The organism is Oxalobacteraceae bacterium OTU3CINTB1 (assembly GCA_024123955.1).
Classification (GTDB): Bacteria; Pseudomonadota; Gammaproteobacteria; order Burkholderiales; family Burkholderiaceae_D; genus Rugamonas.
In genome coordinates this window covers 1,535,092-1,561,334 of sequence record CP099652.1, presented here as the reverse complement: position 1 = coordinate 1,561,334, position 26,243 = coordinate 1,535,092, and the positions used below count along the sequence as shown (strand labels likewise).

Genomic DNA, 26,243 nt, shown 5'->3' with positions numbered 1-26,243 from the left:
TTGAAAGCGTCATGAACAAGCTGCCCCTGATCCTGCTCTCCCTCCTGCTGGCGCTGGCCGTGTGGAACGACCTGCGCGCGCGCCGCATCCCCAACACGCTGGTGTTCGGCGGCGCCGTGCTGGGTATCGCGCTCAACTGCCTGTACCCGGACGGCGCCGGGCTGTTCGCCGCGCCGCAGGGCGGCATCGGCTTCGCCTGGTCGCTGGCCGGGCTGGCGACGGGACTGGCGCTGCTGCTGCCGATGTACGCCATGCGCGCGCTCGGCGCCGGCGACGTCAAGCTGATGGCGATGGTGGGAGCCTTTGCCGGCCCATGGCCGAGCGTTGTCATCGTGCTGCTGACCCTGCTGGCCGGGGGCGTGCTAGCGCTGGCGGTGGCGGCCTGGAACGGGCGCTTGCGCGCCATGATGCGCAACACCTATCAAATGGGCGTGTACGCGTTCATGCGCCGACTCGGCGGCGAGCAACTCAAGATCGAGGCGCCGGCCGAGGCCAGCGGCCGCCTGCCGTACGCGATTGCCATCGCCGCCGGCACCCTGCCCTACCTGGCGTGGGGCGCTGTGAACGGGCAAGCGTTGTTTTCCTGAGAAGTGTGTCTTTTTTTCGCCACGAGAGACACATGAACAACGCATGATGTTGACCTAGGTCAATTATCTGCCGACAATCTTCATATCCGTATCACTTCAAGGATTTCATGCACGCCGAGCCGGACCTCATGGCCGCCACAGCCGAGCGCGACGCGCCGGCCAACGCCCGCGCGCCACGCAGCATCGAGGAAACTGGACTGCCTTTCCTGTTCCTGACCGAACTGGTGGCCAAGGTCCTGTTCCAGCGCGGACAAGTGCGGCTGCCCGAACTGGCTAGCCACTTGAAACTGAGCATCAGCGCCATCACGCCGCTGGTGACGTTCCTGAAGACCGAAAAACTGGTCGAGGTCACGCGCAGCGGCCACAGCGGCACCGACGCCGACCTCACCTACAACCTCACCGAAGCGGGCGCCCAGCGCGCCGTCGCCTGCCTCAACCGAAACGCCTACGCCGGCCCGGCGCCGGTCACCCTGGCCGCCTACGTGGCCCAGGTGGCCGCGCAAAGCGTGCGCCACCTGCACGTCACGCGCGAGCATGTGCGCGCCGGCTTTCACGACGTAGTCGCCAACCAGGCCGTGCTCGACCAGATGGGCGCGGCGATGAACTCGGGCCGCGCGATGTTCATCTACGGCCTGGCCGGCAGCGGCAAAACGTTCCTGGCCGAGCGCCTGTGCAGCCTGCTGCACGGCGTCATCGCCGTGCCCCACGCCATCATGATCGATGGCGAGGTGGTGCCGTTCTACGACCCGGTCCAGCACCGCGCGGCCGCCGGCGAACAGCCCGCCGAGCCGGCCGAGGGCGGCGAGCTGCTGCGCCAGCTCGACGCGCGCTGGGTGCGCGGCGTGCAGCGTCCGGCCGCCCTCACCGGCGGCGAGCTCACGCTCGAAATGCTGGACCTGCGCTTCGACCCCAACACCCGCCTGTACCAGGCGCCGCCGCATCTCAAGGCCAACAACGGCATCTTCATCATCGACGACCTGGGGCGCCAGCGCTGCTCGCCGCTGGAGCTGATGAACCGCTGGATCGTGCCGATGGATCGTGGCGTCGATTATCTTTCGTTGCATACAGGCCACATTTTTCAGGTGCCTTTTGATGTGGTCGTGGTATTCTCCTCGAACTTCTTGCCAGAGCGATTATCCGACGGTGCCTTTCTGCGCCGGCTGGCCTACAAGATCGAAGTGCCGCCCCAAACCCAGGCGGAATATGAGCTGCTTTTCAGACAGGCGTGCACGCAATACGGCATGGAGTTCGATGCCGACGCCTTTGCCTACCTGCTCAGCGAACACCACGCGAAAGAAGACACCCCGCTGCTGGCCTGCTATCCGCGCGACCTGATCCGTCAGGTGCGCGACCTGGCCCGCTATGAGGGCACGCCCGCGCGCGTCGACCGGCGCGCGCTCGACTGGGCGTGGAACAACTACTTCGCCGGCGCCGGCGCGCGCCGGGTCAACGAACAGCAGAAAAAAGAACGCGACCGGCGCGACCAGTCGCCACCGGCCTAGCCGGCGGCAGGACGCCCGGCACGCAACAACGACGAATCACACCACGAAAGCACAGCATGAGAAATACGCGGGCCTTGACGATGATAGCGGTGGCGCTGGTGATGGCGCTGGCGGCGGTGGTGCTGGCCGCGCAGTGGATCGCCGGCCAGTCGGCCAGCAACAGCAACAAGGTCGCCGTGGCGCTGATCGACATCGGCATGGGCACCCGCGTCGCGCCCGAACTGATCCACATGGTCGACTGGCCGGTGAACTCGATGCCGCCCGGCGCCATCGTCGACGCCAAGTCGCTCGAAGGCCGCATCACGCGCACCAACATCCTGCGCGGCGAGCCGCTGATGGAAAGCAAGCTGGCCCCGGCCGGCACCAGCGGCGGCCTGTCGGCCGTGGTGGCGGCCGGCAAGCGCGCCATGACGGTGCGCGTCAACGACGTGGTCGGCGTGGCCGGCTTCGCGCTGCCGGGCAACTTCGTTGACATCCTGGTCAACACCCAGAGCGACAGCGGCGGCGACAACGGCGCGCGCGAACAGGCGATCTCCAAGATCGTGCTCGAACGCATCCTGGTGCTGGCCATCGCGCAGGAATCGAACCGCGACGACACCAAGCCCAAGGTGGTCAACGCCGTGACGTTGGAGCTGACGCCGGAGCAGGTTGAAAAGCTCGACCTGGCGCGCAGCGTCGGCACCCTGTCGCTGGTGCTGCGCAACCAGATCGATCCGCTGTCGGCCAACACCGAGGGCGCCACCAAGAGCAGCCTGCTCGACGAGGGCAAACCACAGCCGGTGGCGCACGCGCCAGCGCCGGCACCGGCCCCGGCAGCCGCTGCGCCACGACCGGCCGCGCCGCGGCCCGCGCCGGCCGGCGACAAGGTGGAAATGATCAAAGGCCTCGACCGCAGTTCCCAGCAGTTCTAAACGATACAGCCCTCACCAGAGAGATAGCCTTGATGACTGCAACCACGCGCGCGGCCCGGCCGGCGCCCTCCCGTCTCCCGCTGCTGGCGTGCGCCGCCCTGGCCGTGCTGTGCGCGCTGCCGGCACTAGCGAACGCGGCCCCCGCGCCCATCGCTTCCGCCCCCGCCCTCACCGCCGCGCGCGGCACCGAACTGGCCGCGCTGATGACCTTGTCCGAAGGCAAGTCGACCCTGATGCACCTGCCCTATCCGGTGGCGCGGCTGGCCGTCGGCGACGCCAAGGTGGCCGACGTGATCCTGCTCAATCCGAGCGAAGTGTATTTGCTGGGTAAATCGACCGGTTCGACCAACCTGATCCTGTGGAACAAGGCCAACCAGGCCACCATCATCGACATCGTCGTCGGCCTCGACAGCACCGCGTTGCGCCAGCAGTTCGACCAACTGTTCCCGACCGAGAAAGACATCCGCATCACCGTCTCCGGCGGCGCGCTGATCCTGTCGGGCGTGGTCAGCGACTCAGTCAAGGCGGCCCAGATCGTGTCGGTGGCCGGCGCCTATTTGCAGCGCAACAGCCGTTCCGGCGCGGGTGCCGTTGCGCCTGCTGCGGCCGCGCCGGCGGCGGGCGGCGCCGATCCGGCCTCGCTGCTGTCGGCGGCCACGCCGGGCGCCAGCGCGACATCCGCGGCCTCACCGGGCGGCGCCGGCGGGCGCGTGATCAATATGCTGGCCGTGGCGGCGCCACAACAGGTGATGCTGGAGGTGCGCATCGCCGAGATCTCCAAAAGCCTGGTCGACCAGCTCGGCGCCAGCGTCGGCCTGGTGGGCAACAGCGGCAGCTGGACCTACACCCTGCTGAGCAATCTGCTCAGCGGCAATCCCGGCAAGCTCGACGCCTTCAACGGCAAGAACGGCAAGTTCCTCACCTTCGACGCGCAAAAGAGCGACGGCCTGGTCAAGATCCTGGCCGAGCCGACCGTCATGGCCATCAGCGGCCAGGAGGCCAGCTTCCTGGCCGGGGGCAAGATCTTTATTCCGGTATCGCAGAACAGCGGCACCGGCGTCCCCACCATCACGCTCGAGGAAAAGGAATACGGGGTGGCCGTCAGGTTCACTCCGACCGTGCTCGAGGGCGGGCGCATCAACCTGAAGGTCTCGCCAGAGGTGTCCGAGCTGAACCGCGAAGGCGTCGGCATCACCAGCGGCAACAGCGCCTCCACCGCCGTGCTGCCGTCGTTCACCACGCGCCGCGCCAGCACCACGGTGCAGCTGTACGACGGCCAGAGCTTCGCTATCGGCGGCCTGATCAAGAACAACGTCACCACCAACATCAAGGCCTTCCCGGGACTGGGCGAGATTCCCGTGCTGGGCGCGCTGTTCCGCAGCAGCGATTTCCAGAGCGACCGCACCGAACTGGTGTTCATCGTCACGCCGCACCTGGCCAAGCCGCTGCCGCCCAACCCCAAACTGCCGACCGATGGCTACAGCGAACCGAGCCGCGCCGACTTCTTCTTGCGGGGCAAGCTCGAAGGCGGCGCGCCGCCGGCCCAGCCAGCACAGCCCGGCCCTGCCGGCTTCGACGTGAAATAGGACGCCCCATGCCACTGAACCCAACTTCGCTGCGCCGCGCCGGCGCCCGTCTGCTGGCCCTAACGGCCGCCGGCGCGCTGTCGGCCTGCGCCAACGCACCCAACATCGACCGCCAGTTTGGCGCCAGCGTGCGGACCGCCGTGGCCCAGCAAACGCTCGACCCGGGCGCCGCCAACGACCGCCGCCCCGTCAACGGCCTCGACGCGAAAGCGGCGGCGGCGGCCTACGAGAACTACCAGCGTTCCTTTACGACGCAGGACTTGCAGCAAAGCGGCCCCACCATCGGTTCCGGCATCAGGTAACCGGCCGACCCACCCACCAGCGAGCAGGAACCAAATTGAAGATAGCTGTCATTTCCCGCGATGAGCGGCACCTGGCCGACGTGATGCGCATGCTGCGCGCGCGCTCGCCCTCCGACGAGGTCGACCATCTTGGCGGCGGCGTGGCGCGCCTGTCGATGCTGGGCGACGAACAGTTGCCGGACGTGCTGGTGATCGACCGCCCGTCGGTCGATGACGGCGACCTCGAGCTGCTCGAGCGCTTCTCGGCGCAGCATCCGCGCATCGCCTGCGTGGCCCTGTGCGAAGCGCGCGACCCCGAGTTCCTGATGCAGGCCATGCGCGCCGGCGTACGCGAGGTGCTGCCGTCGCCGGCCACCAGCGCCACCCTGAACACGGCCATCGAACGCATCGGCGAAAAGCTCGAGCGCCGCAGCCAGGCCAACGGCAAGGTGTTCGCCTTCATCTCGTGCAAGGGCGGCAGCGGCGCCACCTTCCTGGCCACCAACCTCGGCTACGCGCTGGCGGCCAGCGGCAAATACAAGGTCGCGCTGATCGACATGAACCTGCAGTTCGGCGACGCATCGCTGTTCGTCTCCGACCACAAGCCGCTGGCGACCCTGAGCGACGTGGCCCAGCAGATCCACCGGCTCGACCCGTCGTTCCTGGCCTCGAGCATGCTCAACGTCACGCCCAACTACGGCGTGCTGGCCGCGCCGTCGGACCCGACCCACGCCAACGACGTCAAGCCCGACCACATCGACGCCATCCTCAAGCTGGCGCGGCGCCACTACGACTTCGTGCTGCTCGACGTCGGCCGCAGCCTCGACGCGGTGACCATCCGCGCGCTCGACCACGCAGACCAGATCTATCCGGTGCTGCAAACGACCCTGCCCTACATTCGCGACGGCAAGCGCATGCTCAACGTGTTCCGCTCGCTCGAATACGGCAAGGACAAGATCAGCGTCATCGTCAACCGCCACGACAAGGGCGGCGAAATCAAGCTCAAGGACCTCGAAGGCGCATTCGACACCGATGTCAGCATCACCATGCCGAACCACTACGACGCCGCCGCCCGCTCGGTCAACCAGGGCGTGCCGGTGATCCAGCTGGCGCCGGCCAGTCCGCTGAGCGTGGCGCTGGTCGAACTGTCGCGCAAGCTCAGCGGCGAGGCCGCGCCCGAGCAGCAGGGCGGCGGCTGGCTGTCCAAACTGCGTGCGCGCAAAGCCTGACGGCGCGCCCCCTCACCAAGGCTAAACGACCATGTCCACACCTCCCATCTCCCTGCGCGAACGGCTCGAAAGCGGCGAAACCCGCGTGGCCGGCCAGCGCGCCGTCGCCATCGACAACCGCGCCTACCAAAAGCTCAAGCAGCGCCTGCACGCGCAGCTGCTCGACCGGGTCGACCTCGAAAGCATGCAGCGACTGAGCCAGGACCAGATCCGCATCGAACTGCGCAACCTGGTCGAAAAGCTGCTCGAGGAGGACGCCGTCGTCATCAACGACGCCGAGCGCAAGACGCTCACGCGCGACATCCAGAACGAGATGCTCGGCTTCGGTCCGCTCGAGCCGCTGCTGGAAGACCCGACGGTGTCGGACATCCTGGTCAATACCCACCGCCAGATCTACGTCGAGCGGCGCGGCAAGCTCGAGCTGACCGACGTCACCTTCAGCGACGACGCCCATCTGATGAAGATCATCGACAAGATCGTCTCGCGGGTGGGCCGGCGCATCGACGAATCGAGTCCGATGGTCGACGCCCGCCTGCCGGACGGCTCGCGCGTCAACGCCATCATCCCGCCGCTGGCCATCGACGGCCCGATCATGTCGATCCGGCGCTTTTCGGCCGACCCGCTGCGCCTGGCCGACCTGGTCGCCTACGGCAGCATGACGGCCGACATGGCCGAGGTGTTGCAGGGGCTGGGCAAGGCCAAGGTCAACATCCTGATCTCCGGCGGCACCGGCTCGGGCAAGACAACCATGCTCAACGTGATCTCCGGCTTCATCGGCCGCACCGAGCGCATCGTCACGGTGGAAGACGCGGCCGAGCTGCAACTGCAGCAGCCGCACGTCGTGCGCCTGGAAACGCGTCCGCCCAACATCGAGGGCAAGGGCGAGGTCAGCCAGCGCGCGCTGGTGCGTAACGCGCTGCGCATGCGGCCCGACCGCATCATCCTGGGCGAGGTGCGCGGCGCCGAGGCGCTCGACATGCTCGGCGCCATGAACACCGGCCACGAAGGCTCGATGGCGACCATCCACGCCAACACCCCGCGCGACGCCCTGACACGCCTGGAAAACATGATCAGCATGGCGGCGGCCAACCTGCCGACCAAGGCCATGCGCCAACAGATCAGCAGCGCCGTTGGCGTGGTGGTGCAGGTCTCACGCATGACCGACGGCAAGCGCAAGGTCATGTCGATCCAGGAGGTCACCGGCATGGAGGGCGAGATGATCACGATGCAGGAGATCTTTACCTTCAAGCAGACCGGCCTGGCCGACGACGGCGCGGTGCACGGGCACCACACCGCCAGCGGCGTGCGCCCGCGCTTCATCGAGCGCCTGCGCAACTTCGGCGTGGCCGTATCGGCCACCGCCTTCGATCCGGTGACCAAATAGGACCCGCCATGGACCTTCGTCTGATCCTGTTCGGCGCGCTCGTGTTCGGTGCCGTCGGCCTGCTGGTGTGGGGCGTGTTCACCGGCTGGAACAAGACCCGCAGCCCCGAGGCCGAGCGCGTCGCGCGGCGCCTGCGCGCGGCCATCGGCGACAGCGGCACCGAGCTGGCCGTATCGATCACCAAGGAGCGCACTTACAGCCGCGATGCGTCGCTCAACCGCCTGCTGGCGGCAGTGCCGGGCATCGCAAAGCTCGACCGCCTGCTGCTGCAGGCCGGGCGCACCATGAGCACCGCCCAGCTGTGCGCGCTGATGGGCGGCTGCGCGCTGATCGGCTTCATCGTGTTCTCCAGCATGGGCCTGCCGTGGGTGGGGCGCCTGGTGCTCGCCGGCCTGTGCGGCTGGCTGCCGGTGCTCGAGGCGATGCGCGCGCGCCGGCTGCGCATCACCACCATCGAGCGCCTGCTGCCCGAGGCGCTCGACATGATGAGCCGCGCCATGCGCGCCGGCCACGCCTTTCCGACCGCGCTCAAGATGGTCGGCGAGGAGATGCACGACGTCGTCGGCGCCGAGTTCCGCGTCGTCTTCGACGAAGTCAACTTCGGCGTGGCGATGCCGGACGCGCTGATGAACCTGGCCACGCGCGTGCCCAGCACCGACCTGCGCTACTTCGTCATCGCCGTGCTGATCCAGCGCGAGACGGGCGGCAACCTGACCGACCTGCTGAGCTCGATCAGCGCCATCATCCGCGACCGCTTGAAGCTGCTCGGCCAGGTGCGCGTGATGTCGGCCGAGGGCCGCATGTCGGCCTGGGTGCTGGGCCTGTTGCCGTTCGCCGTCGGCGGCCTGGCCACCTTGGCCAACCCCGGCGGGCTCGATCCCTTGTTCACCGATCCGCTCGGGCGCAAGATGCTCTACGGCGCCGCCGGTATGATGCTCATCGGCGTCTTGGCCATCCGCAAAATCACCCATATCCGGGTCTGAGGAGCTTTGATGACGCTGATCCAGATCCTGTTCCTGGCCGTGCTGTTCGTATTCGTCTTCGGCGGCGTGCTGCTGGCGGTGCGCCTGCTGACGGCCAACCCGGTCAAGGACCGGCTCGAGGCGCTGCAGGAACGCAGCCAGGTCACCCGCCGCGGCGCGCGCTGGCTGGAGACGGCCATCAATCTGGCCGCGCCGCTGGCCAAGCTGTCGGTGCCGGCCGAAGGCTGGGAAAACTCGCCGGTGCGCACCCGCTTCATCAACGCCGGCTGGCGCACGCCGTCGACCCCCGGTCTGTTCTACGCCGGCAAGACCGGCTTGGTCGTTGCCTTGCCGCTGCTGGTGTTCCTGTACCTGAGCAGCCGCGCCTCCGGCCCCGGCGACTTCAAAATGGTGTGGCTGGTCTCGGCCGCCGGGCTGGGCTACTACCTGCCCAACGTCGTGCTCAACCACGTGCTGAAAAAACGCCAGCGCGACATCTTCGAAAGCTTCCCCGACGCGCTCGACCTGATGACGGTGTGCGTCGAGGCCGGCCTGGCAATGGACGCGGCGCTGGCGCGCGTGGCCAACGAGATCGGCCTCAAAAGCCTGGTGCTGGCCGAGGAGCTGCAACTGGTGACCCTGGAGCTGCGCGCCGGCAGCGCCAAGGAAAAGGCGCTCCGCAACCTGGCGCTGCGCACCGGCGTCGAGGACGTCGAGGCGCTGGTGACGCTGCTGATCCAGGCCGACCGCTTCGGCACCAGCATCGCCGATTCGCTGCGCGTGCAGTCCGAACTGCTGCGCACCAAGAGGCGCCAGCGCGCCGAGGAGCAGGCCGCCAAGATTTCGCTCAAGCTGCTGTTCCCGCTGATCTTCTTCATTTTTCCGAGCCTGTTCGTAGTGCTGCTGGGGCCGGCGATACTGAACATCTACCGCAACCTGATACCGTCGCTGACGGGAAGCAACTGATGGCCGCGCGGCTGCTACCGTTGCTGGCATTGGGCGCCTTGCTGGCAGGCTGCGGCGCCGCGCCGACCCGGCCGCACTGGACGGTGGCGCCACTGATGCGCGTCGAACACGGTGGTGACGAAGCCGACGCACTGTACCGCCTGGGGCGTTTCCATCAACAGCGCGGCGAGCTTGCCGCCGCCGACGACGCCTTCTCCCAAGCGATCGCGCTGCGTCCCGACCGGCTTGACGCCCGCAACGCCCGCGCCGTGCTGCTGGCCGGTCAAGGCCGGCAGGCGGAGGCCGTTGACCTGCTGCGCCAGCTGGTGGCGGACTTTCCCCGGGAAGCCCAGCCGCTGAACAATCTGGGCTACTTGTACTTTCTGCAAGGCCGCACCGGGCCGGCGCGCGCGGCCATCGAACAGGCGCTGCGGATCGATCCGCTGCACGCGCAGGCCCGCGCCAACCTGGCGCGCCTGACGCCGACGACGGCCAACGCGACACTGCCCGCCGCCACGGAAGCTGCAACGCCGGCCCCGGCCGAATCGGTCGCGGCCGACGGCCCGGCACGCGCGCGCTGGCAACTGGTGCCATTGGCGCCAAACGAATTCAGCTTGCAGGCGGTCGCCGCCACATCGGCCACGGTGCCGTCGTCCCCGGCCTCCGCCGTAGCTAACCCGCACGATGACGCCGGCGACATCCAAATTGTCAACGGCAACGGCACGCGCGGGTTGGGCGAGCGCACCCGGCGCCTGCTGACGGCCAGCGGCGCGCTCGGCATGGCGGCCGGGGTCGACATCGTCAACCAACGTGGCCACCATCAGCGCGACACCATCATCGAATATCTTCCCGGCCAGCGCGACCGCGCCGACCTGGTTCGCGCGGCGCTCAAGGGCCGCGCCCGGCTGCTGCCGGCGCGCGCCCTGCCCGGCGGCCTGGCGCTGCGCCTGGTGCTGGGCCGTGACCACGTCGAGCCGGCACGGGCGCGCCCCACGCGCACCGCCCAAGTCGCCAGAACCGCTACCTCAAAACGCTTGCCCGACGCCGCGCTGTTGACAATGAACAGCACCGCCGCCCCCCATTTCAATCAGGAGTAACCATGCTCAGAACAATACCGTCCCCGCGCTGGGCCAACAATTTAGTGGCCGCTTGCGCCACCGTGCTGGTCGCCGTCGCGCTGACCGCCTGCGGCGGCGGCTCCGGCGGCGCCAACGGCGGCTGCACCACCATCGATCCGAGCCGGCCCAGCAGCTTGCCCGGCTGCGGCACAACTCCCGGCGCGCCTGCCACCGGCGCGGCCGCCGTTACGCTGGCGTTGACCGACGGCAGCGGCGCGGCCGTCGCCAGCGTCACGCCCGAGCGCGGCGCCACGGTCACCGCCACGCTCAGGAACGCCGCCGGCCAGGCCGTCGCCAACACGCTGGTCACTTTCACCACCACCGACAAGACCGGCGTGTTCACGCCGGCCAGCGGCAGCGCCATCACCGACGCCAGCGGCAAGGCCAGCATCACACTGGCGGCCGGCGGCGTGTCCGGCGCCTTCGCCGTCAGCGCCACCGCTACCGTGGCCAACGCGATCGTCACGGCCAACGCCCCCTATTCCGTGCAGGTGCCGCAGCTGACCCTCGGCGCGCCGGTGGCCGCCCCGACCACCCTGGCCGCCGGCGGCACCGCCAGCCTGACCGCCACCGTGCTCAATGGCGGCACGCCGTACGCGCCGGCGCAGTCGGTCGCGTTCACGTCGCCGTGCGTGGCCAATGGCAAGGCGCGCATCGCCTCGCCGGTAACCACCGTCAACGGCGTGGCCAGCACCTCTTACACCGACCTCGGCTGCGGCGGCGTGGACGTGGTCACCGCCAGCTTCACCTTCAACGGCAACCCGATCAGCAGCAGCGCCAGCCTGACGGTGCAACCGGCCAGCGCCGGGCAATTGGCATTCGTTTCGGCGCTGCCGCAAAACATCGCGCTCAAGGGCAGCGGCGGCGCCGGCCGCCAGGAAAGCGCCACCATCACCTTCAAGGTGCTCGACCGCAGCGGCAACCCGGTGGCCGGCCAGGCCGTCAACTTCTCGCTCAACACCACCGCCGGCGGCCTGACGCTCAATCCGGCCAGCGGCACCACCGGCGCCAACGGCCTGGTGACCACCACGGTGGCCGCCGGCACCGTCAATACGCCGGTGCGGGTGACGGCCAGTCTGCCGGGCACCAGCCTGAGCACGCTGTCGGACCAGTTGGTGGTGTCGACCGGCGTGCCGGAACAAAGCAGCTTTAGCCTCAGCGCCGTGGTCAAGAACCTCGAAGGCGGCCAGTTCAATGGTTGCCCGGCGCCGGCCGGCACGCTCGTCACCGCCCGCCTGGCCGATCATTTCCGCAATCCGGCGCCGGACGGCACCGCCGTCAGCTTCACCGCCGAGGGCGGCTCCATCGACGCCTCCTGCCTGACCGGCCTGACCAGCACCACTTTGACCGACGGCACCGTCATCACCCAGAAAGGCACGCCGGGCGAATGCACGGTGCGCTACTGCGCGGGCAATCCGCGTCCGGCCGATGGCCGCGTCACCATCCTCGCCTACGCGCTGGGCGAGGAAAGCTTCGTCGACGCCAACGGCAACAACCTGTTCGAGAGCGGGGAAAGTTATATCGATCTGGGCGAGCCGTTCCGCAACGACCGCGCCGTGACCGACGCCAACGCCAACTTCGGCGACGACATCTGGAAGAGCGGCAACGCGGCGCGCGCCAGCGGCGAGCAATACATCGATTCGAACGGCAACGGCGGCTGGAACCAGGGCGGCAACGGCGCCTACAACGGCGTGCTGCAGGCCACGCCGAACGTCAACACCGGCGGCGCCAACACGGTGCACGTGCGGCAAGGGATGGTGATGGTGCTGTCCAACAGCACGGCCAATGTCTCGCTGCTGAACGAGGCGGCCAACGGCGCGCCAACCATCGGCACCCTGGCGCTGTCGCAATGCTTGACGGGCACCAAGTTCGACAACTTGCCGCGCAGCTACCAGTTCGCCATCCGCGACGACAATCCGACCGTGTTCGCCGGCAACCAGCGCGCGGCGCATGCGGGCGATCCGTTGTGGCTGTTCGACCGCCCGGGCAATCCGCTGCCGGCCGGCACCGTGATCACCTTCGCCGCCACCAACGGACTGCTGATGGGTGTGCCAAGCTACACGGTGCAAAACACGAGTTCGGCCGACTCGGCGGCGTGGACCTATAGCGTGACGTTGATCAGCGATGCCGGCCAGGATGCGTCCAGCTTGCTGTGCACGAACCCGGTGCGCTCGGGCGCGCTGACCATCACCGTCACCACCCCGAGCGGCGTGGTCAGCCGGTTCAATTATCCGGTCACGGATTAAGCGGTATTAAGCAGGCGCGGCCCGCACCAGCATGGGCCGCAAGCTATTCCACACCAATTCGGGCGCCATCTGCACCATGCAGTTCTGGTGCCCGAGCGGGCATTCGCGCTGTTTGCACGGCGAGCAATCGAGCCGCAGCGAGATCGACGCGGCCAGGTCCGAGAACGGCGGCGCGTGATCGGGATCGGTCGGGCCGTACAGGGCCACCACCGGTCGGTTGAGCGCCGAGGCGATGTGCAGCAGGCCCGAATCGTTGGCCACCACCGCCGCCGCGCGCGCGATCAGCGCGATCGCCTCGGCCAGGCTGGTGGCGCCGGCCAGGTTGAACACGGCCGCGCCGGCGGACATGGCGGCGGCCACCTCGGCGCACGCCTCCATGTCCTTCGGCGAGCCGAGCAAGGCGATCTGCGTGGACGGATCGTTGGCCAGGATGGCCTGGCCCAGGCCGGCGAAATGGCGCGCCGGCCAGCGCTTGGCGCCGCCGAATTCGGCGCCCGGCGCGAACGCCACCAGCGGCCGCGCCGGATCGATGCCGGTGCGCGCGCACACGGCGGCAATCTGCGCCGGACTGGCCGTCAGGCGCGGACGCGGCAGCGCGGCGCGGAACGCCGCGCCCTGGAGCGCACCGTGCGCCAGCGGCGCGGCGGCCAGTGCCGCGTAAAACGCCACCATCGGGCGCGGCGGCGTCTCGTCATGGTGCATGACGTTGATCAGGCCGTGCCGGCTCTCGCCCTTGTAGCCGACCCGGCGCCGGATGCCGGCCAGCCAGGGGATCAGCGCATATTTAATGGTATTGGGCAGCACGTAGGCTTGCCCGTAGCCGCGCCGGCGCAGCAGCCGCGCGTATTTCCAGCGCTCGCGCAACTGCAGCGCGCCGTGGCGGAACGGCGTCTCCAGCACCTCGTCGACCTCGGCCATCTGCCGCCACACGGGCGACACCGCCGGCGGCGCCAGCACGTCGATCGGCTGGTCCGGATGGGCGGCGCGCAACAATTGCAGCAGGGGCTGGGCCATCACCGCGTCGCCGATCCAGTTGGGGGAGATGACCAGGATGCGCGGCGTGCCGCCGGCGAGGACTTTCTTTTCTTGCAACACGGGCTCTTTCCATCGTCGGGACGGCGCCCGGGGCGGGTCGATTATCGCCCATCGCCGCCACCGCGACAAGCCGCCGGACCCCGCTGCGAAGCCGGATAGTGCCACAATGAACTGCTATAATCGGCCTTTTCCGCTGCGGCCCTCCGGCCGGCCCGTGTGCCAATGAATACTGCCAGTAACCCGCCGCTGCTGCCCGAAAAAGGCAGTCCGCTCGCCTCCACGCTTCTGTTCGCCCTTCCCGCGCTGGCGCTCGGCAGCAAGTCCGGACTGGGCGCGGTGCAACTGGTGATCCTGCTGGTGTTCCTGATCCGTTTCCGCCCCGTCTGGAGCGCCTACCAGCAATACTGGTTCGAGCTCTCGGGCGTGATCCTGGCCTTTTCCGCCTATTTCTTCGTCTCGCTGGTGCGCCTGGTGCTCGACGACCAGGGCCTGCGCACCCTGGACGGGCCGGCGCGCCTGCTGCTGGGCCTGACCTGCATCGGCGTCATGTACCACCTGCGCCCGCGCGCGCGCTATTTCTGGATGGGACTGTGCGCCACCACGGTGGTGTCGGCGGCGGTGGCCGTATACCAGGTCGCCGCCGGCGCCGGCGACGAGGGCCGCGCGATCGGCTTCACCCACCACGCCATCACGTTCGGCAACCTGGCGCTGGCGTCGGGCCTGATGGCGCTGTGCGGCATGTCGGCCTTCCGCGGCACGCGCCTGGCCTGGGTGCCCGGCGTGGCGCTGCTGTGCGGCTTGCTCGCTTCCATCCTGTCGGGCTCGCGCGGCGGCTGGCTGGCGCTGCCGCTGGTGATGATCCCGCTGGCCGTCTACGGCCGCCGCGTGCTGGGCTACAACATGCTGGTGCTGTTCGGCCTGCTGCTGGCGCTGGTGGCGGTGGCATGCGCGGTGCCGGCGCTGGGCATGGCCGACCGCATCGCCATCGCCGTGGCCGAGGTGCAGCGCTACCTCGCCACCGGCGACGCCACCACCTCGGTCGGCATCCGCCTGGACTTATGGCGCGCCTCGGTCATGATGTTTATCGACCATCCGTGGCTGGGCGTGGGCCGCGACGACTTCCACGCCGCGCTCAACGCGCTGGCGGCCCAGGGCCGGCTGCAACAGGGCCCGGCGCTGACCTTCAGCAGCGGCCACAACGACCTGCTGCACTGCCTGGCCACCGGCGGCCTGCTCGACGCCGCACTGCTGCTGCTGCTCTACATCGCGCCGATGCGCTACTTCATCGGCCAGCTGCGCCGTCCGGACCAGGGCCAATACCCGCTGGCGCTGGCCGGCCTGGTGGTGGTGGTGGCGTTCATCGGCTTCGGCCTGACGGACGTGATGTTCTGGCTGATGAAGACCAAGGTGTTCTATGTGATGATGGTGGGCAGCCTGGTCGGCCTGTGCCTGGCCACCCAGTACACGCCGCCGCCGCGCCGCATCATGATCACCCGCACCGACAACATCGGCGACGTGGTGCTGACGTTGCCGCTGGCCGGCTACCTGAAGCAGGTGTACCCGCAGGCCGAGATCACCTTCCTGTGCCGCCGCTACGCCGCCGCCGTGGTGGCCCAGTGCCGCCACGTCGACACCGTGCAGGCGCTGGAGGACTGGCACGGCGACCTGGCCGGCGGCATGGCCCGCAGCGGCTGCGACACCGTGATGTTCGCCTATCCGCGGCGCCAGCTGGCCGTGGCCGCGCGCCGCGCCGGCATCGCCCGCCGGGTCGGCAGCATCCGCCGCTTCTACCACTGGTTCACCTGCAACCGCCTGGCCCACATGCGCGCCAAGTCGCTGCCGATCCTGCACGAGGCGCAGCTGAGCTTCAAGCTGCTGCAGCCGCTCGGCTTCAGCCACATCCCGAGCCTCGACGAGATCGCCGCGCTGTACGGCCTCGACACGCCGCGCCATCCGGCCGCCGACGCCGTGCTGGCCGCCCCCGGCTTCAAGCTGATCCTGCATCCGAAATCGAACGGCAACGGCCGCGAATGGCCGCTGGAGCACTACACGACGCTGGCCCGGATGCTGGGACCGGACGCCGGCGTGCGCGTGCTGGTCACCGGCAGCGCCGCCGAGGGCGAATTGCTGGCCGGCCTGGCGCCGGAGCTGCTGGCGCTGCCCCACGTGGAGAACCTGTGCGGACGGCTCGACCTCGACGGCTTCACGGCGCTGGTCGGCGGCTGCGACGGCCTGGTCGCCAGCGGCACCGGCCCGCTGCACCTGGCCGCCGCGCTGGGACGGCCGGTGGCCGGGCTGTTCCCGCCGCTCAAACCGATCGACCCGTCGCGCTGGGCCGCGATCGGCCCGCGCGCGACCAACCTGGTCAACAGCACCATGTGCGGCCATTGCAGCGATCCGGCGCGCTGCACCTGCATGCTGGCCATCACGCCGCAACAGGTGTTCGCGGTAATCCAGGGCTGGCGCGCCGAGGCGGCGCGGGCGGCGGCCTGACCGGGCGTGCGCGCCGGCAAATCAAAATCCGTTACCATGGTTTTTTGTCCCAAGGAGGAAATGCCATGCGTGTGGATATTTATTGCCGAGATGAAGCAGAAGGTAAGCACAGCTATCTGGCCGTGCCGGAAGGAAAGCCGATTCCCGAGGAGGCGACCAACACCGACTGGCAGCCGGAGGCGCAAAAAGTGGAGGTCGACGACGACAGCGACGACCTGCCGCGCTATCACATCGTGCACCCGCTCGAGCAGATCGGCGCCAAGGGGTACGCGATCACCAGCTTGAACGAGCAGATTTAACATTTTCAACCCGTACCCCGGGCACACCGGGGTCCGACCCCGTGGGGTCAGACCCCATCGGGTCGGGTTGCGGGTGAATCTTCTTAATACTCGATTTCGACCTCGCTGGCGCCCAGGCCCTGCTTGAGCGCCAGCTGCAGGTCGTCCGACGGCGCCACACGCCAGCCCTCCCCCAGCTGCAACACGCACTTGACGCCCTGCGGCGCCACCTTCATCGCCACCGGCAGGCCATCGGCCATGCGGTGCGGCGCCAGCAGCTCGGCCATCTTCTTCGCGTCCACAGTGGTCGGCAACGACATCGCCAGCTGCTTGCCGTAGTTGACCCGCGCGGTGACGATGTCGAACACCCGCTCGGCCGAGATCCGCAGCCCGCCCGAGAAGCGGTCCTCCGACACCTTGCCGACGACGGCGAGGAACTCGTCGTCCTTGAACATGCGCTTGTTCTCTTCGAACACCTCGGAATACACGGTCACCTCGACCACCGCCGTCTTGTCGTCCAGTGTCACGATCAGGATCTTGCCACGCTGCGTCATCTGCGGCCGGATGCCGGTGATCACGCCGCACAGCATGCGCGGCTCGCGCGACGGCTCCAATTCCGCCAGCTTGGTGCGGGCGAAGCGGCGCGCCTCCGGGGCGAACGAATCGAACATGTGGCCCGATAAATAGAAGCCCAGCGCGATCTTTTCCTCGGCCAGCTTCTGGCGGTCGGTGAACGGCGCGCACTTCACATACTCCGGTGGCGCCACCAGGTCGCTGTCGTCGCCGCCGAACAGGCTGACCTGGTTGGCCGCCTTGGCTTCCTGGTCGGCGCACTCCATCGCGAAGCCGACCGACGCCAGCAAAATCGCGCGGTCGATGTTGAGGCAATCGAAGGCGCCCGAACGGATCAGGGACTCGATGGTGCGGCGGTTGATCTGCTTCTTGTCGACCCGTTTGCAGAAGTCGAACAGGCTGGTGAACGGTCCGCCGGCGGTGCGCGCGGCGATGATCGCTTCGATCGCGCTCTGGCCCGAGCCCTTGACGGCGCCCAGCCCGTAGCGGATCTGCGTGACCTTCTTGCCGGTCACCGACGGCGGCGGGCCGTCCGGCATGAAGCGGTAGTCGGACTTGTTGATGTCCGGCGGGAGGATGGTCAGGCCGCAGATGTCGATCGAATCCTCGACCAGGATCTTGACCTTCTCGGTGTCGTCCATCGCCAGCGACATGTTGGCCGCCATGAACGCGGCCGGGTGGTGCGCCTTCAAATAAGCGGTGTGGTACGACAGCAGCGCGTAGGCGGCGGCGTGCGACTTGTTGAAGCCGTAGCCCGCGAACTTCTCCATCAAGTCGAAGATCTCGTCGGCCTTCTGCGCGGTCAGGCCGTCCTTGGCGGCGCCGGCGCGGAAGATCTCGCGGTGCTCGGCCATCTCCTCGGCCTTCTTCTTGCCCATCGCGCGGCGCAGCATGTCGGCGCCGCCCAGCGAGTAGCCGCCGACGATCTGCGCCATCTGCATCACCTGCTCCTGATACACCATGATGCCGTAGGTTTCGGACAAAATGGATTCGGTGCGCGGATCGGGATAGTCGAATTTTTCGCCGTGCTTACGTTTGCAGAAGTCGGGAATCAGGTCCATCGGGCCCGGACGGTACAGCGCCACCAGCGCGATGATGTCCTCGAACCGGTCGGGACGCGCGTCCTTCAGCATGCCCTGCATGCCGCGCGACTCCAGCTGGAACACGGCGACGGTTTTCGCCTTGGTCAGCAGCTCGTACGACGGCCGGTCGTTCAGCGGCAGGCGCGCCAGGTCGAACTCGGCCTCCTTCGGATCGAGCGCCTTGATGTAGCGTACCGCGCGGTCCAAAATCGTCAACGTGGTCAGGCCCAAAAAGTCGAACTTGACCAGGCCCACGGCCTCCACGTCGTCCTTGTCGTACTGCGACACCACGCCGCCGTCGCCGCCCTGCGTGTACAACGGGCAGAAGTCGGTCAGCTTGCCCGGCGCGATCAACACGCCCCCTGCGTGCATGCCGATGTTACGGGTGATGCCCTCCACCTGCTGCGCCAGATCGAGCAGTTGCGCCACTTCCTCCTCGTTCTGCTGGCGCTCCTTGAGCATCGGTTCCTCCTCGATCGCCTCGGCGATCGACACCGGCTTGCCCGGCTTGAACGGAATCAGCTTGGAGACGCCGTCGCAGAAGTTGTAGCCGAAGTCCATCACGCGGCCGACGTCGCGGATCGCGCCCTTGGCCGCCATGGTACCGAAGGTGGCGATCTGCGAGACCGCCTCCTTGCCGTACAAATCCTTGACGTGCTGGATGACGCGGTCGCGCCCCTCCTGGCAAAAGTCGATGTCGAAGTCGGGCATCGAGACCCGTTCCGGGTTCAGGAAGCGCTCGAACAGCAGGTTGTATTTGAGCGGGTCCAGATCGGTGATCAGCAGCGAATACGCCACCAGCGAACCGGCGCCCGAACCGCGGCCCGGGCCGACCGGCACGCCGTTCTCCTTGGCCCACTGGATGAACTCCGCCACGATCAGGAAGTAGCCGGGGAACTTCATGTTGCAGATGGTATCGGTCTCGAACTTCAGGCGCGCCTCGTAGCGTGGCCTTTCCTTCTCGCGCCGCTCCGGGTCCGGATACAAATGAATCAGGCGCTTTTCCAGGCCGGCCTTCGACTCGGCCACCAGGAACTCGTCGATCGTCATGCCCGGCGGGGTCGGGAAGTTCGGCAGCTGCGGCTTGCCCAGCACCAGGGTCAGGTTGCAGCGCTTGGCGATTTCCACCGAGTTTTGCAGCGCCGCCGGCAGGTCGGCGAACAGCGCGCGCATCTCCGCCTGCGACAGGAAGCGCATGTTCTCGTTGAAGCGGCGCACGCGCTTGTTATTGGCCAGCATCTCGCCTTCGGCGATGCAGGTGCGCGCCTCGTGGGCGATGTACTCGTCGCCGGAGATGAACTGCACCGGATGCGTGGCCACCACCGGCAGGCCCAGTTTCGCGGCCAGCGCCACCGCGTGGCGCACCTGCGTTTCCTGGTTGGCCTGGCCGGCGCGCTGGATCTCGATGTAGAAATGGCCGGGGAAGATCGCCGCCCATTTTTGCGCGTTCTTTTCGGCCAGCGCCGGGTTGCCGTTTTCGATGGCGATGCCGACGTCGCCGAAATGGGCGCCGGACAGCGCGATCAGGCCGTTGGCCGGATTATCGTCGGGCAGCAGGTCGTAGGTTTTCGATGCCAGCTCGGCCAGCCACTCGGTGCGGATCTCGGCGCGGCCCTTGTACTGGTTGGTCAGCCAGGCGGTCGACAGCAGCTCGCACAGCTGCAGGTAGCCCATGCGGTTTTTGGCGAACAGCATCAGGCGCGAGGGCTTGTCGCGATTGTCGTCGTTGGTGATCCAGACGTCGACGCCGATGACCGGCTTGATGCCCTTGCCGCGCGCGCTCTTGTAGAACTTGACCATGCCGAACATGTTGGACAGGTCGGTGACGGCCAGCGCCGCCTGCTTGTCCTTGGCGGCAGCACCGACCAGGTCGTCGATGCGCACCAGGCCGTCGACGATCGAATACTCCGAGTGCACCCGCAGATGGACGAAGGCCGGGCCGACCGGGGCCACGACGCCTTCATCCGGCGCCACGACGTGTTCCACCACTTGCTCGTTTGCTACCATGTTCATATGCTGCCCACCGCTGGTTCAATAACCGGCTATTTTACAGCGCACGCGGCCGGAGCGAGGAATCTGATTGGTGACCAGTGGCTGTCATGTCTTTGCGCTGGCTCGACACGCGGTGATAGGCTATCGTTACGATAAGGGGATGAAGAGCGCAGACCTCATCAAGCGACTGGAACAGGCCGGCTGGCAGCTTGGCAATGTCCGCGGTTCCCATCACATCTATTCGCATCCGGATCTTGGCGGACACGTCAGCGTGCCGCACCCGAGAAAAGACTTGGGCATCGGACTGGTGCAAAAATTGTTAAAACAGGCTGGACTGAAATAGGACATGACTATGAAATACCTGATCGCAATAGAACCGGGCGACGCAAGCCATGCGTTCGGCGTTGTCGTCCCAGATCTTCCGGGCTGTTTTTCCGCTGGCGACACGCTTGAGAAGGCCATCGACAACGCGCGCGAAGCAATTGAGCTTTGGCTTGAGGCCACTATCGAGGATGGCGACGACATCCCGCCCCCGCAAGCAGCAGCCAAGCACTATGCCAATCCCGACTTTGCTGGCTGGACTTGGGCCGTGGTGGAAGACATCGGCATCACCCCCTAGCACTGCCTATTTTGTGGGCAAAAAAACGCGTATAATACCGGCTCTTCCGTTTTTTTGATCCCATCCATCATGCTCGCTAATACCGCTTTACAAGCTGAAGCGCATGCCGCCGCCATCGCAGCCGCTGCCGCCCACGTCAATATCGCCGCCTACAAGTTCGTCACCTTCGACAACACCGAAGAGATGCGTCCGCTGTACCAGGAGATCTGCCAGCGACTCGGCCTCAAGGGCACCATCTTGCTCACACCAGAGGGCATCAACATGTTCCTCTCCGGTCCGCGCTCGCACATCGACGAGTACCTGGCCTGGGTGCGCGCCGACGCCCGCTTCGCCGACCTGGAAGTGAAGGAAAGCTATTCGGTCGAGCAGTCGCACAAGCGCATGTTGGTCAAGATCAAAAAAGAAATCATCACCATGCGCATGCCGCTGATCAAGCCCGAGGAAGGCCGCGCGCCGTTCGTCGACGCCCACACGCTCAAGCGCTGGCTCGACACCGGCGTCGACGACAACGGCAAGCCGGTGGTCATGGTCGACACCCGCAACGACTTCGAGGTCGACGTCGGCACCTTCGACAACACGGTCGATTACCGCATCAGCAAGTTCACCGAGTTCCCGGAAGTGATCGCCGCCCACAAGCCCGACTTCGACGGCAAGACCGTGGTAACCTTTTGCACCGGCGGCATCCGCTGCGAAAAAGCGGCGATCCACATGCAAAACATCGGCTACGACAGCGTCTACCAGCTCGAAGGCGGCATCCTGAAGTACTTCGAGGAAGTCGGCGGCGCCCACTACACGGGGGACTGCTTCGTGTTCGACTACCGTACCGCGCTCAACCCCAAGCTGGAGCCGACCGAGACGGTGCAATGCTTCGTCTGCCGCGCGGTGGTCACGCCGCGCCAGCAGCTGTCGCCGGAGTATGTGTACGAGGTGTCTTGCCCGCACTGCTACGGCAAGAAGACTGGCGGGTAATGGCGCCGCCCGCAAGGGGCGCCGACGATGGGCGCGGACGGGCGCGCCCCGTCCGCAGCAGGCCTACAGCACTTTCAACTGCTGCCACATCGGCACCTTGTCGCGCACAATCTCTTCGATACGCGGACGCAGTTCCGCCATGTTGTCGTTGTCACCCTCCAAGGCGACGCCATCCCTGGTCATGCGCCGGCCGATCGCGCTGAGCATCTCCCACACCTGTCGCGTCAGCGCGTCGAGATAGACGGTACCCTTCTTCTGCGACAGCACGCTGTAGACGCAGCGCTCGAACAGGTTGGCGCCGATGCCGTTGCCCAACAATGGAGAGCACAGCACTTGGAACTCGTCGCTGTAGCGCACCTGCTGGACCAGCGCCGCGTTCATCTTCTGCGTGGTGGCCGGATCGACCTTGCCGCCGCCGTTCAGATAAGCAACCGCCTGGCCGCTGGCGCTGAGCAGCGCCGCCACCTGCATGACGCTGACGATCCCATGTCCCGCCACCTGCGGCAACGCGGCCAGCTCGCCCAGCGTATGCGGACGCACCGCCAGCGCGTCGCACACCGCGCCGTACAGCTCGGGCAAACCGTTGAAGGTGCCCACCGAAGTCTTCAACTCCAGGTTTACCGCGCCGCGCGGCACCGTCAGCGCCAGACCGACCTGCGCCAACACCTCCGCCTGACGGACCGGGCTCATCTTGCGCAGCCCGCGCACGAAGACATCCTTACGGAAGCCCGTGTTGAGGATGTAGTCCTTCAGCGTCTCCTGCATGACGGTGTCGGGGAAAGTCTCCATCACCGCCTTGCGCTCCGGCGACAGGTACAGCGCCGGATAGGCCATCGGCAGCACGGCCGAGCCGGCGAACTCCATTTTAGCCTGCGCGAAGTCGCGCGCCACATCGGCGTGGTAGAGCGGCTGCCAGTGCTTGTGCATATATTCGTGCACCAGATAGTTGCGGCTGCCCGACTTCAAGGTCTCGAGCCGCGACTGCAGCGACGGATGAGCGTTGATGTAGCTGGACTGGGCCGCGGACAGGCGCTCGACGAAGGCGGCCGCACCGTCCATCTGGGCGTTGCTGCGGTTGGGGAAGGCGTCGCCGTATTCCACCAGCAGGCGCTGCAGCGGCTGCGCGCCGGCCCAGCCGGGCATGGCGTTATAGCTGGTGTAGACGGCGCCGCCCGGTTTCAGATAGCGGTTGATGAAGGCGACGATGTGCTGGCGATTCTCCGCCGTCACCCAGGTGTAGATGCCGTGCAAGGTGATGTAGTCGAACCGGGGCAAGTCGACGTCGCCGCGCGCCAGCTCCTCGAAGCTGTTCTCCAGCAACGTCAGATTGGTCAGCTGCGCGGCGGCGGCCAGCGCGTCGGCGCCGGCCACGTGGGCCGGATTGAAGTCGGCGGCGTAGAAACGACCGTTGGGGTTGCTCGCGGCCAGCACGTTGGCGGTCAGGCCACGGCCGAACCCCAGCTCAAAATAGGTGAACTTGCCCGACAACGAAGGCGGTTCATAACCGTTCAGTGCGCACACCAGATTCAGGTAGCCGGGGCCCTGCTCTGCATAAAAACCTGCGGTGTATTCGATATCCGAGGCGTATCCAGCGGTCCAGTCCATCTATCCTCCTTGCGGTTGAATGTAAATTGCCGCCGAAAGTATGACATTATTTTGGCAAGACCGACAACATGGATTCTTGCTCATTCCACCGGGGGCGAAAAAAATGGCGGCCAAGGCCGCCATTTGTCCGTCATCGGAAGTAGGCCGACACCTCCTGCACATCGTCCGGTCCGGCCACGCCGGCCGCCACCCTTAGTTTCATGCGCGCCACCAGGTAGGTGTAGCGGGCCTGCGTCAGGTCGCGCATGCTGGTGTAGAGCTGCTGGCGGGCGTTGAGCAGGTCGAGGTTAATGCGCACGCCGCCCTTGATGCTTTGCTCGGTGGCCTTGACCAGCAATTCACCCGAGGCGACCGCTTTTTCCAGCGCTCGGATGCGCGCCACGCTGCTGAGCACCGACGCGTGCTGCTTGCGCAGCTCGACCATGATGCGGTCGGTGCGCAGCTGCAGCTCCGCCTTGGCCTTCTCCAGGCCGGCCACCGACTGGCGCGACGTGGCGCTGACGGCGCCGCCGGCATACAGCGGCACCGTCAGCTGGATGCCGATCGAGCGGTTAACGGTGTTCTGGTTGTAGGTGTTGATGGTCTCGGCGTCGGCCTTGTTGTAGCTGGCCACGAAGTCAAGTCGCGGCATGTGGCCGGCACGGCTCTTGGTCACCTCCTGGCGGGCCGCTTCGATGGCGAACTGCTGCGCGCGCAAATCGGGGTTTTCCTCCAGCGCCAGCTTGCGCCAGGCCTCGAAGCCGCCCTCGGGCATCGGCGCGATGCGAAACTCCGGCGCGAGCGTGTCGAGCGAGGCCACGTCCTGGCCGACGATGACCGCCAGGCTGGCGATCTGGGTCTGCTGGTTGTCGAGCGCCTCGAGCAGCTGGGCCTCGGCCAGGTCCAGCCGCGACTGCGTCTCGAGCATGTCGGTCTTGGTACCCTCGCCCTTGGCGAACAGCAGGTCGTTGACCGCTTTTTGCTCGGCGTACATATCGCGCTGCGCGGTGGCGATGCGCACCTGCTCGCTGGCGAACAGGGCGTCGACATAGGCGCCCACCACCCGCACGATCAGCTCCTGCGCGCGGCCGGCGAAGTTCTCCGCGCTGTACCCGACCTGGGCCTTGCCCTGCTTGTAGCGCGCCCACGCGTCCATGTTAAACAGCGTTTGGCGCAAGGTGATGGCGGCCGAGCGGCTGATGTATTCCGGGTGCGTGGTCTGCAGCCGGCCGGTGAAGTTGGGTGCCTCCAGGTCGACCTTGTTGCGGCTGGCCGAGTAGCTGCCCTGGACGTTGGGCAACAACCCGGCGCGGCCGATAATGCCGTACTCCTTGCCGGCCTCGGCATCCTGCACCGCCTGCTGGTAGGTCGGATCGTTCGACAGGGCCGACTGGAACGCCTGCATCAAACTCATCGCCCCGGCGTTGCCAGCGCCGAGCATGGCCGCCGACATCACCGCCAGCGCCAATGCGCGCCGCTTGAACTGACTGGGAAAACTCATGCTCAATCCTCCGACATCGAGGTTTTGGCGCGGTCGTAGATTGGCTTGAGCAGATAACTCATCAGCGTGCGCTCGCCCGTCTTGACGAACATCTCCACCGGCATGCCGGACTGGATCACCAGCTTCTTGGCGGCGATGATCTTCAAGCCTTCCGGCGTGACCCTGGCGCGCACCTTGTACGATGCGGCGCCGGTGCGCTCGTCGACCGTGCGGTCGGCCGACACCTGGCTGACCACGCCGGGGATGTGCGGGGTGCGGTTGGCGTTAAAGGCCGAGAACATCAACTCGACCGGCATGCCGGTGTGCACGCGGTCGATCAGGTTGACGGGCAACTGGCCCTCCACCACCAGCGGATCGTCGGTTGGCACCAGGTCCATCATCTTGGCGCCGGCGCCGACCACGCCGCCGGGCGTGAACACGGCCAGGCCGACCACGGTGCCGTCGACCGGCGCCTTGACGTCGGCGTTGGCCAGGTCGTAGTCCTGGCCGGAGATGCGGCTCTCCAGCGCCTCGGCCTCGCGCTGGGTATCGGCCAGCTGGCTGCGCACTTCCTTCTGGTAATCCTGGGTGCGCTGCAGGCGGCGCAAGGTCAGCTCCGTGACCTGGCGCTGGGCGCGGCCGATGCTGCCGATATCCTGAGAAATCTCGCCGTTGAGCTGGGCATAGGTGCGCTCGAGGTCGAGCAGGCGCGAGCGCGCGACATAGCCTTCCTTGGACAGGTCGCGCAGGTTTTGCAGCTGTTCCTTCAGAATCTCGATCTGCACCTTCTTGCTGTCGCGCGACTCCTCGATGCCCTTGCTTTGCACCTTGAGGCCGGCGATGTTTTCATCGACCGCCGACAGCTCGCTTTGCAGCGAGGCGCGGCGCGAGGCAAGCAACTGGTTTTGCAGCGCGAAGCCCTCGACCACGCGCGGATCGGTTTTATACGGTTCCAGTGCCGCAGGGAAGACCAGCGCCGACTTGCCGTCGCGCTCGGCCAACAGGCGCGCTTCCTGCAGGCGGCTGGTGATGTACTGCGCGCGCGTGGTCTCGGCCTGGCTGCTGACGAGCACGTTGTTCATGCGCACCAGCACCTGCCCTTTCTTGACGACATCGCCGTCGCGCGCCAGGATTTCCTTGATCGTGCCGCCGCCCAGGTGCTGCACCGACTGGCGGTTGCTTTCCTTGGCCACGAAGGCCGGCATCGGCACGCCCTTGTCGAGCGGCGCCAGCGAAGCCCACAGGCCGAAGCCGCCCACGCCCAGCAGGATCAAGGCCCAGCCGAAACGCGCATACCCGGTGGCGTCGGTTTTTACTTCCAGCGGCGTAACGTCATGCGAGATGACATCGGCCGGGGTGCTATCGTTCGTCAGCAATTTTTGCATGA

21 protein-coding genes are annotated in these 26,243 nt (G+C 67.1%); 16 read left to right on the top strand and 5 right to left on the bottom strand.

Annotated features, from left to right (window positions below):
* The first annotated feature begins 11 nt into the window (after window positions 1–11).
* The 11 genes from NHH73_06715 to NHH73_06665 all read left to right on the top strand — a co-directional run bounded on the left by NHH73_06715 (window position 12) and on the right by NHH73_06665 (window position 12,751).
* Window positions 12–587, top strand: coding sequence for a prepilin peptidase (locus NHH73_06715; GenBank protein USX27968.1), 576 nt, complete (start codon window positions 12–14; stop codon window positions 585–587).
* 128 nt (window positions 588–715) lie between these two features.
* Window positions 716–2,089, top strand: coding sequence for an ATP-binding protein (locus NHH73_06710; protein ID USX27967.1), 1,374 nt, complete (start codon window positions 716–718; stop codon window positions 2,087–2,089).
* Between the two features lie 56 nt (window positions 2,090–2,145).
* Window positions 2,146–3,000, top strand: coding sequence for a Flp pilus assembly protein CpaB (cpaB, locus tag NHH73_06705; protein ID USX27966.1), 855 nt, complete (start codon window positions 2,146–2,148; stop codon window positions 2,998–3,000).
* A 32-nt stretch (window positions 3,001–3,032) separates the two neighbouring features.
* Entirely contained in the window at window positions 3,033–4,586 is a 1,554-nt protein-coding gene (locus NHH73_06700) for a type II and III secretion system protein family protein (GenBank protein ID USX27965.1), read from the top strand.
* Between the two features lie 8 nt (window positions 4,587–4,594).
* Entirely contained in the window at window positions 4,595–4,888 is a 294-nt protein-coding gene (locus NHH73_06695) for a hypothetical protein (GenBank protein USX27964.1), read from the top strand.
* A 35-nt stretch (window positions 4,889–4,923) separates the two neighbouring features.
* Window positions 4,924–6,096 (top strand): AAA family ATPase, encoded by a 1,173-nt coding sequence (locus NHH73_06690; GenBank protein USX27963.1) that lies wholly within the window; start codon window positions 4,924–4,926, stop codon window positions 6,094–6,096.
* 31 nt (window positions 6,097–6,127) lie between these two features.
* Window positions 6,128–7,480, top strand: a complete 1,353-nt coding sequence (locus NHH73_06685; GenBank protein ID USX27962.1) for a CpaF family protein — start codon at window positions 6,128–6,130, stop codon at window positions 7,478–7,480.
* A gap of 8 nt (window positions 7,481–7,488) precedes the next feature.
* The gene (locus NHH73_06680; protein ID USX27961.1) at window positions 7,489–8,463 is read left to right on the top strand and encodes a type II secretion system F family protein; all 975 of its coding nucleotides are present in this window, start codon (window positions 7,489–7,491) and stop codon (window positions 8,461–8,463) included.
* Between the two features lie 9 nt (window positions 8,464–8,472).
* The gene (locus NHH73_06675) at window positions 8,473–9,408 is read left to right on the top strand and encodes a type II secretion system F family protein (GenBank protein ID USX27960.1); all 936 of its coding nucleotides are present in this window, start codon (window positions 8,473–8,475) and stop codon (window positions 9,406–9,408) included.
* Window positions 9,408–10,484 (top strand): tetratricopeptide repeat protein, encoded by a 1,077-nt coding sequence (locus tag NHH73_06670; GenBank protein USX27959.1) that lies wholly within the window; start codon window positions 9,408–9,410, stop codon window positions 10,482–10,484. Before NHH73_06675 ends, NHH73_06670 begins: the two co-directional genes overlap by 1 nt.
* A gap of 2 nt (window positions 10,485–10,486) precedes the next feature.
* Window positions 10,487–12,751 (top strand): Ig-like domain-containing protein, encoded by a 2,265-nt coding sequence (locus NHH73_06665; GenBank protein ID USX27958.1) that lies wholly within the window; start codon window positions 10,487–10,489, stop codon window positions 12,749–12,751.
* Window positions 12,752–12,757: 6 nt separating this feature from the next.
* Here NHH73_06665 and waaF read toward each other — a convergent pair whose 3' ends face one another.
* A complete protein-coding gene (waaF, locus tag NHH73_06660; GenBank protein USX29575.1) occupies window positions 12,758–13,765 on the bottom strand; it encodes a lipopolysaccharide heptosyltransferase II in 1,008 nt (335 codons plus the stop codon).
* Window positions 13,766–14,008: 243 nt separating this feature from the next.
* Here waaF and NHH73_06655 point away from each other — a divergent pair, with 243 nt between their 5' ends.
* Together NHH73_06655 and NHH73_06650 are read left to right on the top strand one after the other, a co-directional pair.
* Window positions 14,009–16,279, top strand: coding sequence for an O-antigen ligase family protein (locus NHH73_06655; GenBank protein USX27957.1), 2,271 nt, complete (start codon window positions 14,009–14,011; stop codon window positions 16,277–16,279).
* 65 nt (window positions 16,280–16,344) lie between these two features.
* Window positions 16,345–16,578: a DUF6139 family protein gene (locus tag NHH73_06650; protein ID USX27956.1), complete on the top strand. Its 234-nt coding sequence runs from the start codon at window positions 16,345–16,347 to the stop codon at window positions 16,576–16,578.
* An 83-nt stretch (window positions 16,579–16,661) separates the two neighbouring features.
* On the opposite strand, the gene dnaE is transcribed toward NHH73_06650, so the two are convergent.
* On the bottom strand, window positions 16,662–20,225 hold the full coding sequence (gene dnaE, locus NHH73_06645; protein USX27955.1) for a DNA polymerase III subunit alpha: 3,564 nt from the start codon (window positions 20,223–20,225) through the stop codon (window positions 16,662–16,664).
* A 139-nt stretch (window positions 20,226–20,364) separates the two neighbouring features.
* Here dnaE and NHH73_06640 point away from each other — a divergent pair, with 139 nt between their 5' ends.
* The 3 genes from NHH73_06640 (at window position 20,365) to NHH73_06630 (ending at window position 21,792) form a co-directional block, all read left to right on the top strand.
* Window positions 20,365–20,547, top strand: coding sequence for a type II toxin-antitoxin system HicA family toxin (locus tag NHH73_06640; GenBank protein ID USX27954.1), 183 nt, complete (start codon window positions 20,365–20,367; stop codon window positions 20,545–20,547).
* A 9-nt stretch (window positions 20,548–20,556) separates the two neighbouring features.
* Complete coding sequence (locus NHH73_06635; protein ID USX27953.1) at window positions 20,557–20,823, top strand: type II toxin-antitoxin system HicB family antitoxin; 267 nt, start codon at window positions 20,557–20,559, stop codon at window positions 20,821–20,823.
* A 69-nt stretch (window positions 20,824–20,892) separates the two neighbouring features.
* Window positions 20,893–21,792 (top strand): sulfurtransferase, encoded by a 900-nt coding sequence (locus NHH73_06630; protein USX27952.1) that lies wholly within the window; start codon window positions 20,893–20,895, stop codon window positions 21,790–21,792.
* A 63-nt stretch (window positions 21,793–21,855) separates the two neighbouring features.
* Here NHH73_06630 and NHH73_06625 read toward each other — a convergent pair whose 3' ends face one another.
* The 3 genes from NHH73_06625 to NHH73_06615 form a co-directional block, all read right to left on the bottom strand.
* Window positions 21,856–23,397, bottom strand: coding sequence for a class I SAM-dependent methyltransferase (locus NHH73_06625; protein USX27951.1), 1,542 nt, complete (start codon window positions 23,395–23,397; stop codon window positions 21,856–21,858).
* A 130-nt stretch (window positions 23,398–23,527) separates the two neighbouring features.
* Entirely contained in the window at window positions 23,528–24,877 is a 1,350-nt protein-coding gene (locus tag NHH73_06620) for a TolC family outer membrane protein (protein ID USX27950.1), read from the bottom strand.
* A gap of 2 nt (window positions 24,878–24,879) precedes the next feature.
* Window positions 24,880–26,241 carry an HlyD family type I secretion periplasmic adaptor subunit gene (locus tag NHH73_06615; protein USX27949.1) on the bottom strand — a complete coding sequence of 454 codons (1,362 nt, stop codon included), beginning with the start codon at window positions 26,239–26,241 and terminating at the stop codon, window positions 24,880–24,882.
* Window positions 26,242–26,243: the final 2 nt, after the last annotated feature.

What these genes read in the sequence shown, in the direction of transcription:
- NHH73_06715 (USX27968.1), top strand. Translation starts at nt 12, where the DNA reads ATGAACAAGCTGCCCCTGATCCTGCTCTCCCTCCTGCTGGCGCTGGCC.
- NHH73_06710 (USX27967.1), top strand. Translation starts at nt 716, where the DNA reads ATGGCCGCCACAGCCGAGCGCGACGCGCCGGCCAACGCCCGCGCGCCA.
- cpaB (USX27966.1), top strand. Translation starts at nt 2,146, where the DNA reads ATGAGAAATACGCGGGCCTTGACGATGATAGCGGTGGCGCTGGTGATG.
- NHH73_06700 (USX27965.1), top strand. Translation starts at nt 3,033, where the DNA reads ATGACTGCAACCACGCGCGCGGCCCGGCCGGCGCCCTCCCGTCTCCCG.
- NHH73_06695 (USX27964.1), top strand. Translation starts at nt 4,595, where the DNA reads ATGCCACTGAACCCAACTTCGCTGCGCCGCGCCGGCGCCCGTCTGCTG.
- NHH73_06685 (USX27962.1), top strand. Translation starts at nt 6,128, where the DNA reads ATGTCCACACCTCCCATCTCCCTGCGCGAACGGCTCGAAAGCGGCGAA.
- NHH73_06680 (USX27961.1), top strand. Translation starts at nt 7,489, where the DNA reads ATGGACCTTCGTCTGATCCTGTTCGGCGCGCTCGTGTTCGGTGCCGTC.
- NHH73_06675 (USX27960.1), top strand. Translation starts at nt 8,473, where the DNA reads ATGACGCTGATCCAGATCCTGTTCCTGGCCGTGCTGTTCGTATTCGTC.
- NHH73_06670 (USX27959.1), top strand. Translation starts at nt 9,408, where the DNA reads ATGGCCGCGCGGCTGCTACCGTTGCTGGCATTGGGCGCCTTGCTGGCA.
- NHH73_06665 (USX27958.1), top strand. Translation starts at nt 10,487, where the DNA reads ATGCTCAGAACAATACCGTCCCCGCGCTGGGCCAACAATTTAGTGGCC.
- waaF (USX29575.1), bottom strand. Translation starts at nt 13,765, where the DNA reads ATGGCCCAGCCCCTGCTGCAATTGTTGCGCGCCGCCCATCCGGACCAG.
- NHH73_06655 (USX27957.1), top strand. Translation starts at nt 14,009, where the DNA reads ATGAATACTGCCAGTAACCCGCCGCTGCTGCCCGAAAAAGGCAGTCCG.
- NHH73_06650 (USX27956.1), top strand. Translation starts at nt 16,345, where the DNA reads ATGCGTGTGGATATTTATTGCCGAGATGAAGCAGAAGGTAAGCACAGC.
- dnaE (USX27955.1), bottom strand. Translation starts at nt 20,225, where the DNA reads ATGAACATGGTAGCAAACGAGCAAGTGGTGGAACACGTCGTGGCGCCG.
- NHH73_06640 (USX27954.1), top strand. Translation starts at nt 20,365, where the DNA reads ATGAAGAGCGCAGACCTCATCAAGCGACTGGAACAGGCCGGCTGGCAG.
- NHH73_06635 (USX27953.1), top strand. Translation starts at nt 20,557, where the DNA reads ATGAAATACCTGATCGCAATAGAACCGGGCGACGCAAGCCATGCGTTC.
- NHH73_06630 (USX27952.1), top strand. Translation starts at nt 20,893, where the DNA reads ATGCTCGCTAATACCGCTTTACAAGCTGAAGCGCATGCCGCCGCCATC.
- NHH73_06625 (USX27951.1), bottom strand. Translation starts at nt 23,397, where the DNA reads ATGGACTGGACCGCTGGATACGCCTCGGATATCGAATACACCGCAGGT.
- NHH73_06620 (USX27950.1), bottom strand. Translation starts at nt 24,877, where the DNA reads ATGAGTTTTCCCAGTCAGTTCAAGCGGCGCGCATTGGCGCTGGCGGTG.
- NHH73_06615 (USX27949.1), bottom strand. Translation starts at nt 26,241, where the DNA reads ATGCAAAAATTGCTGACGAACGATAGCACCCCGGCCGATGTCATCTCG.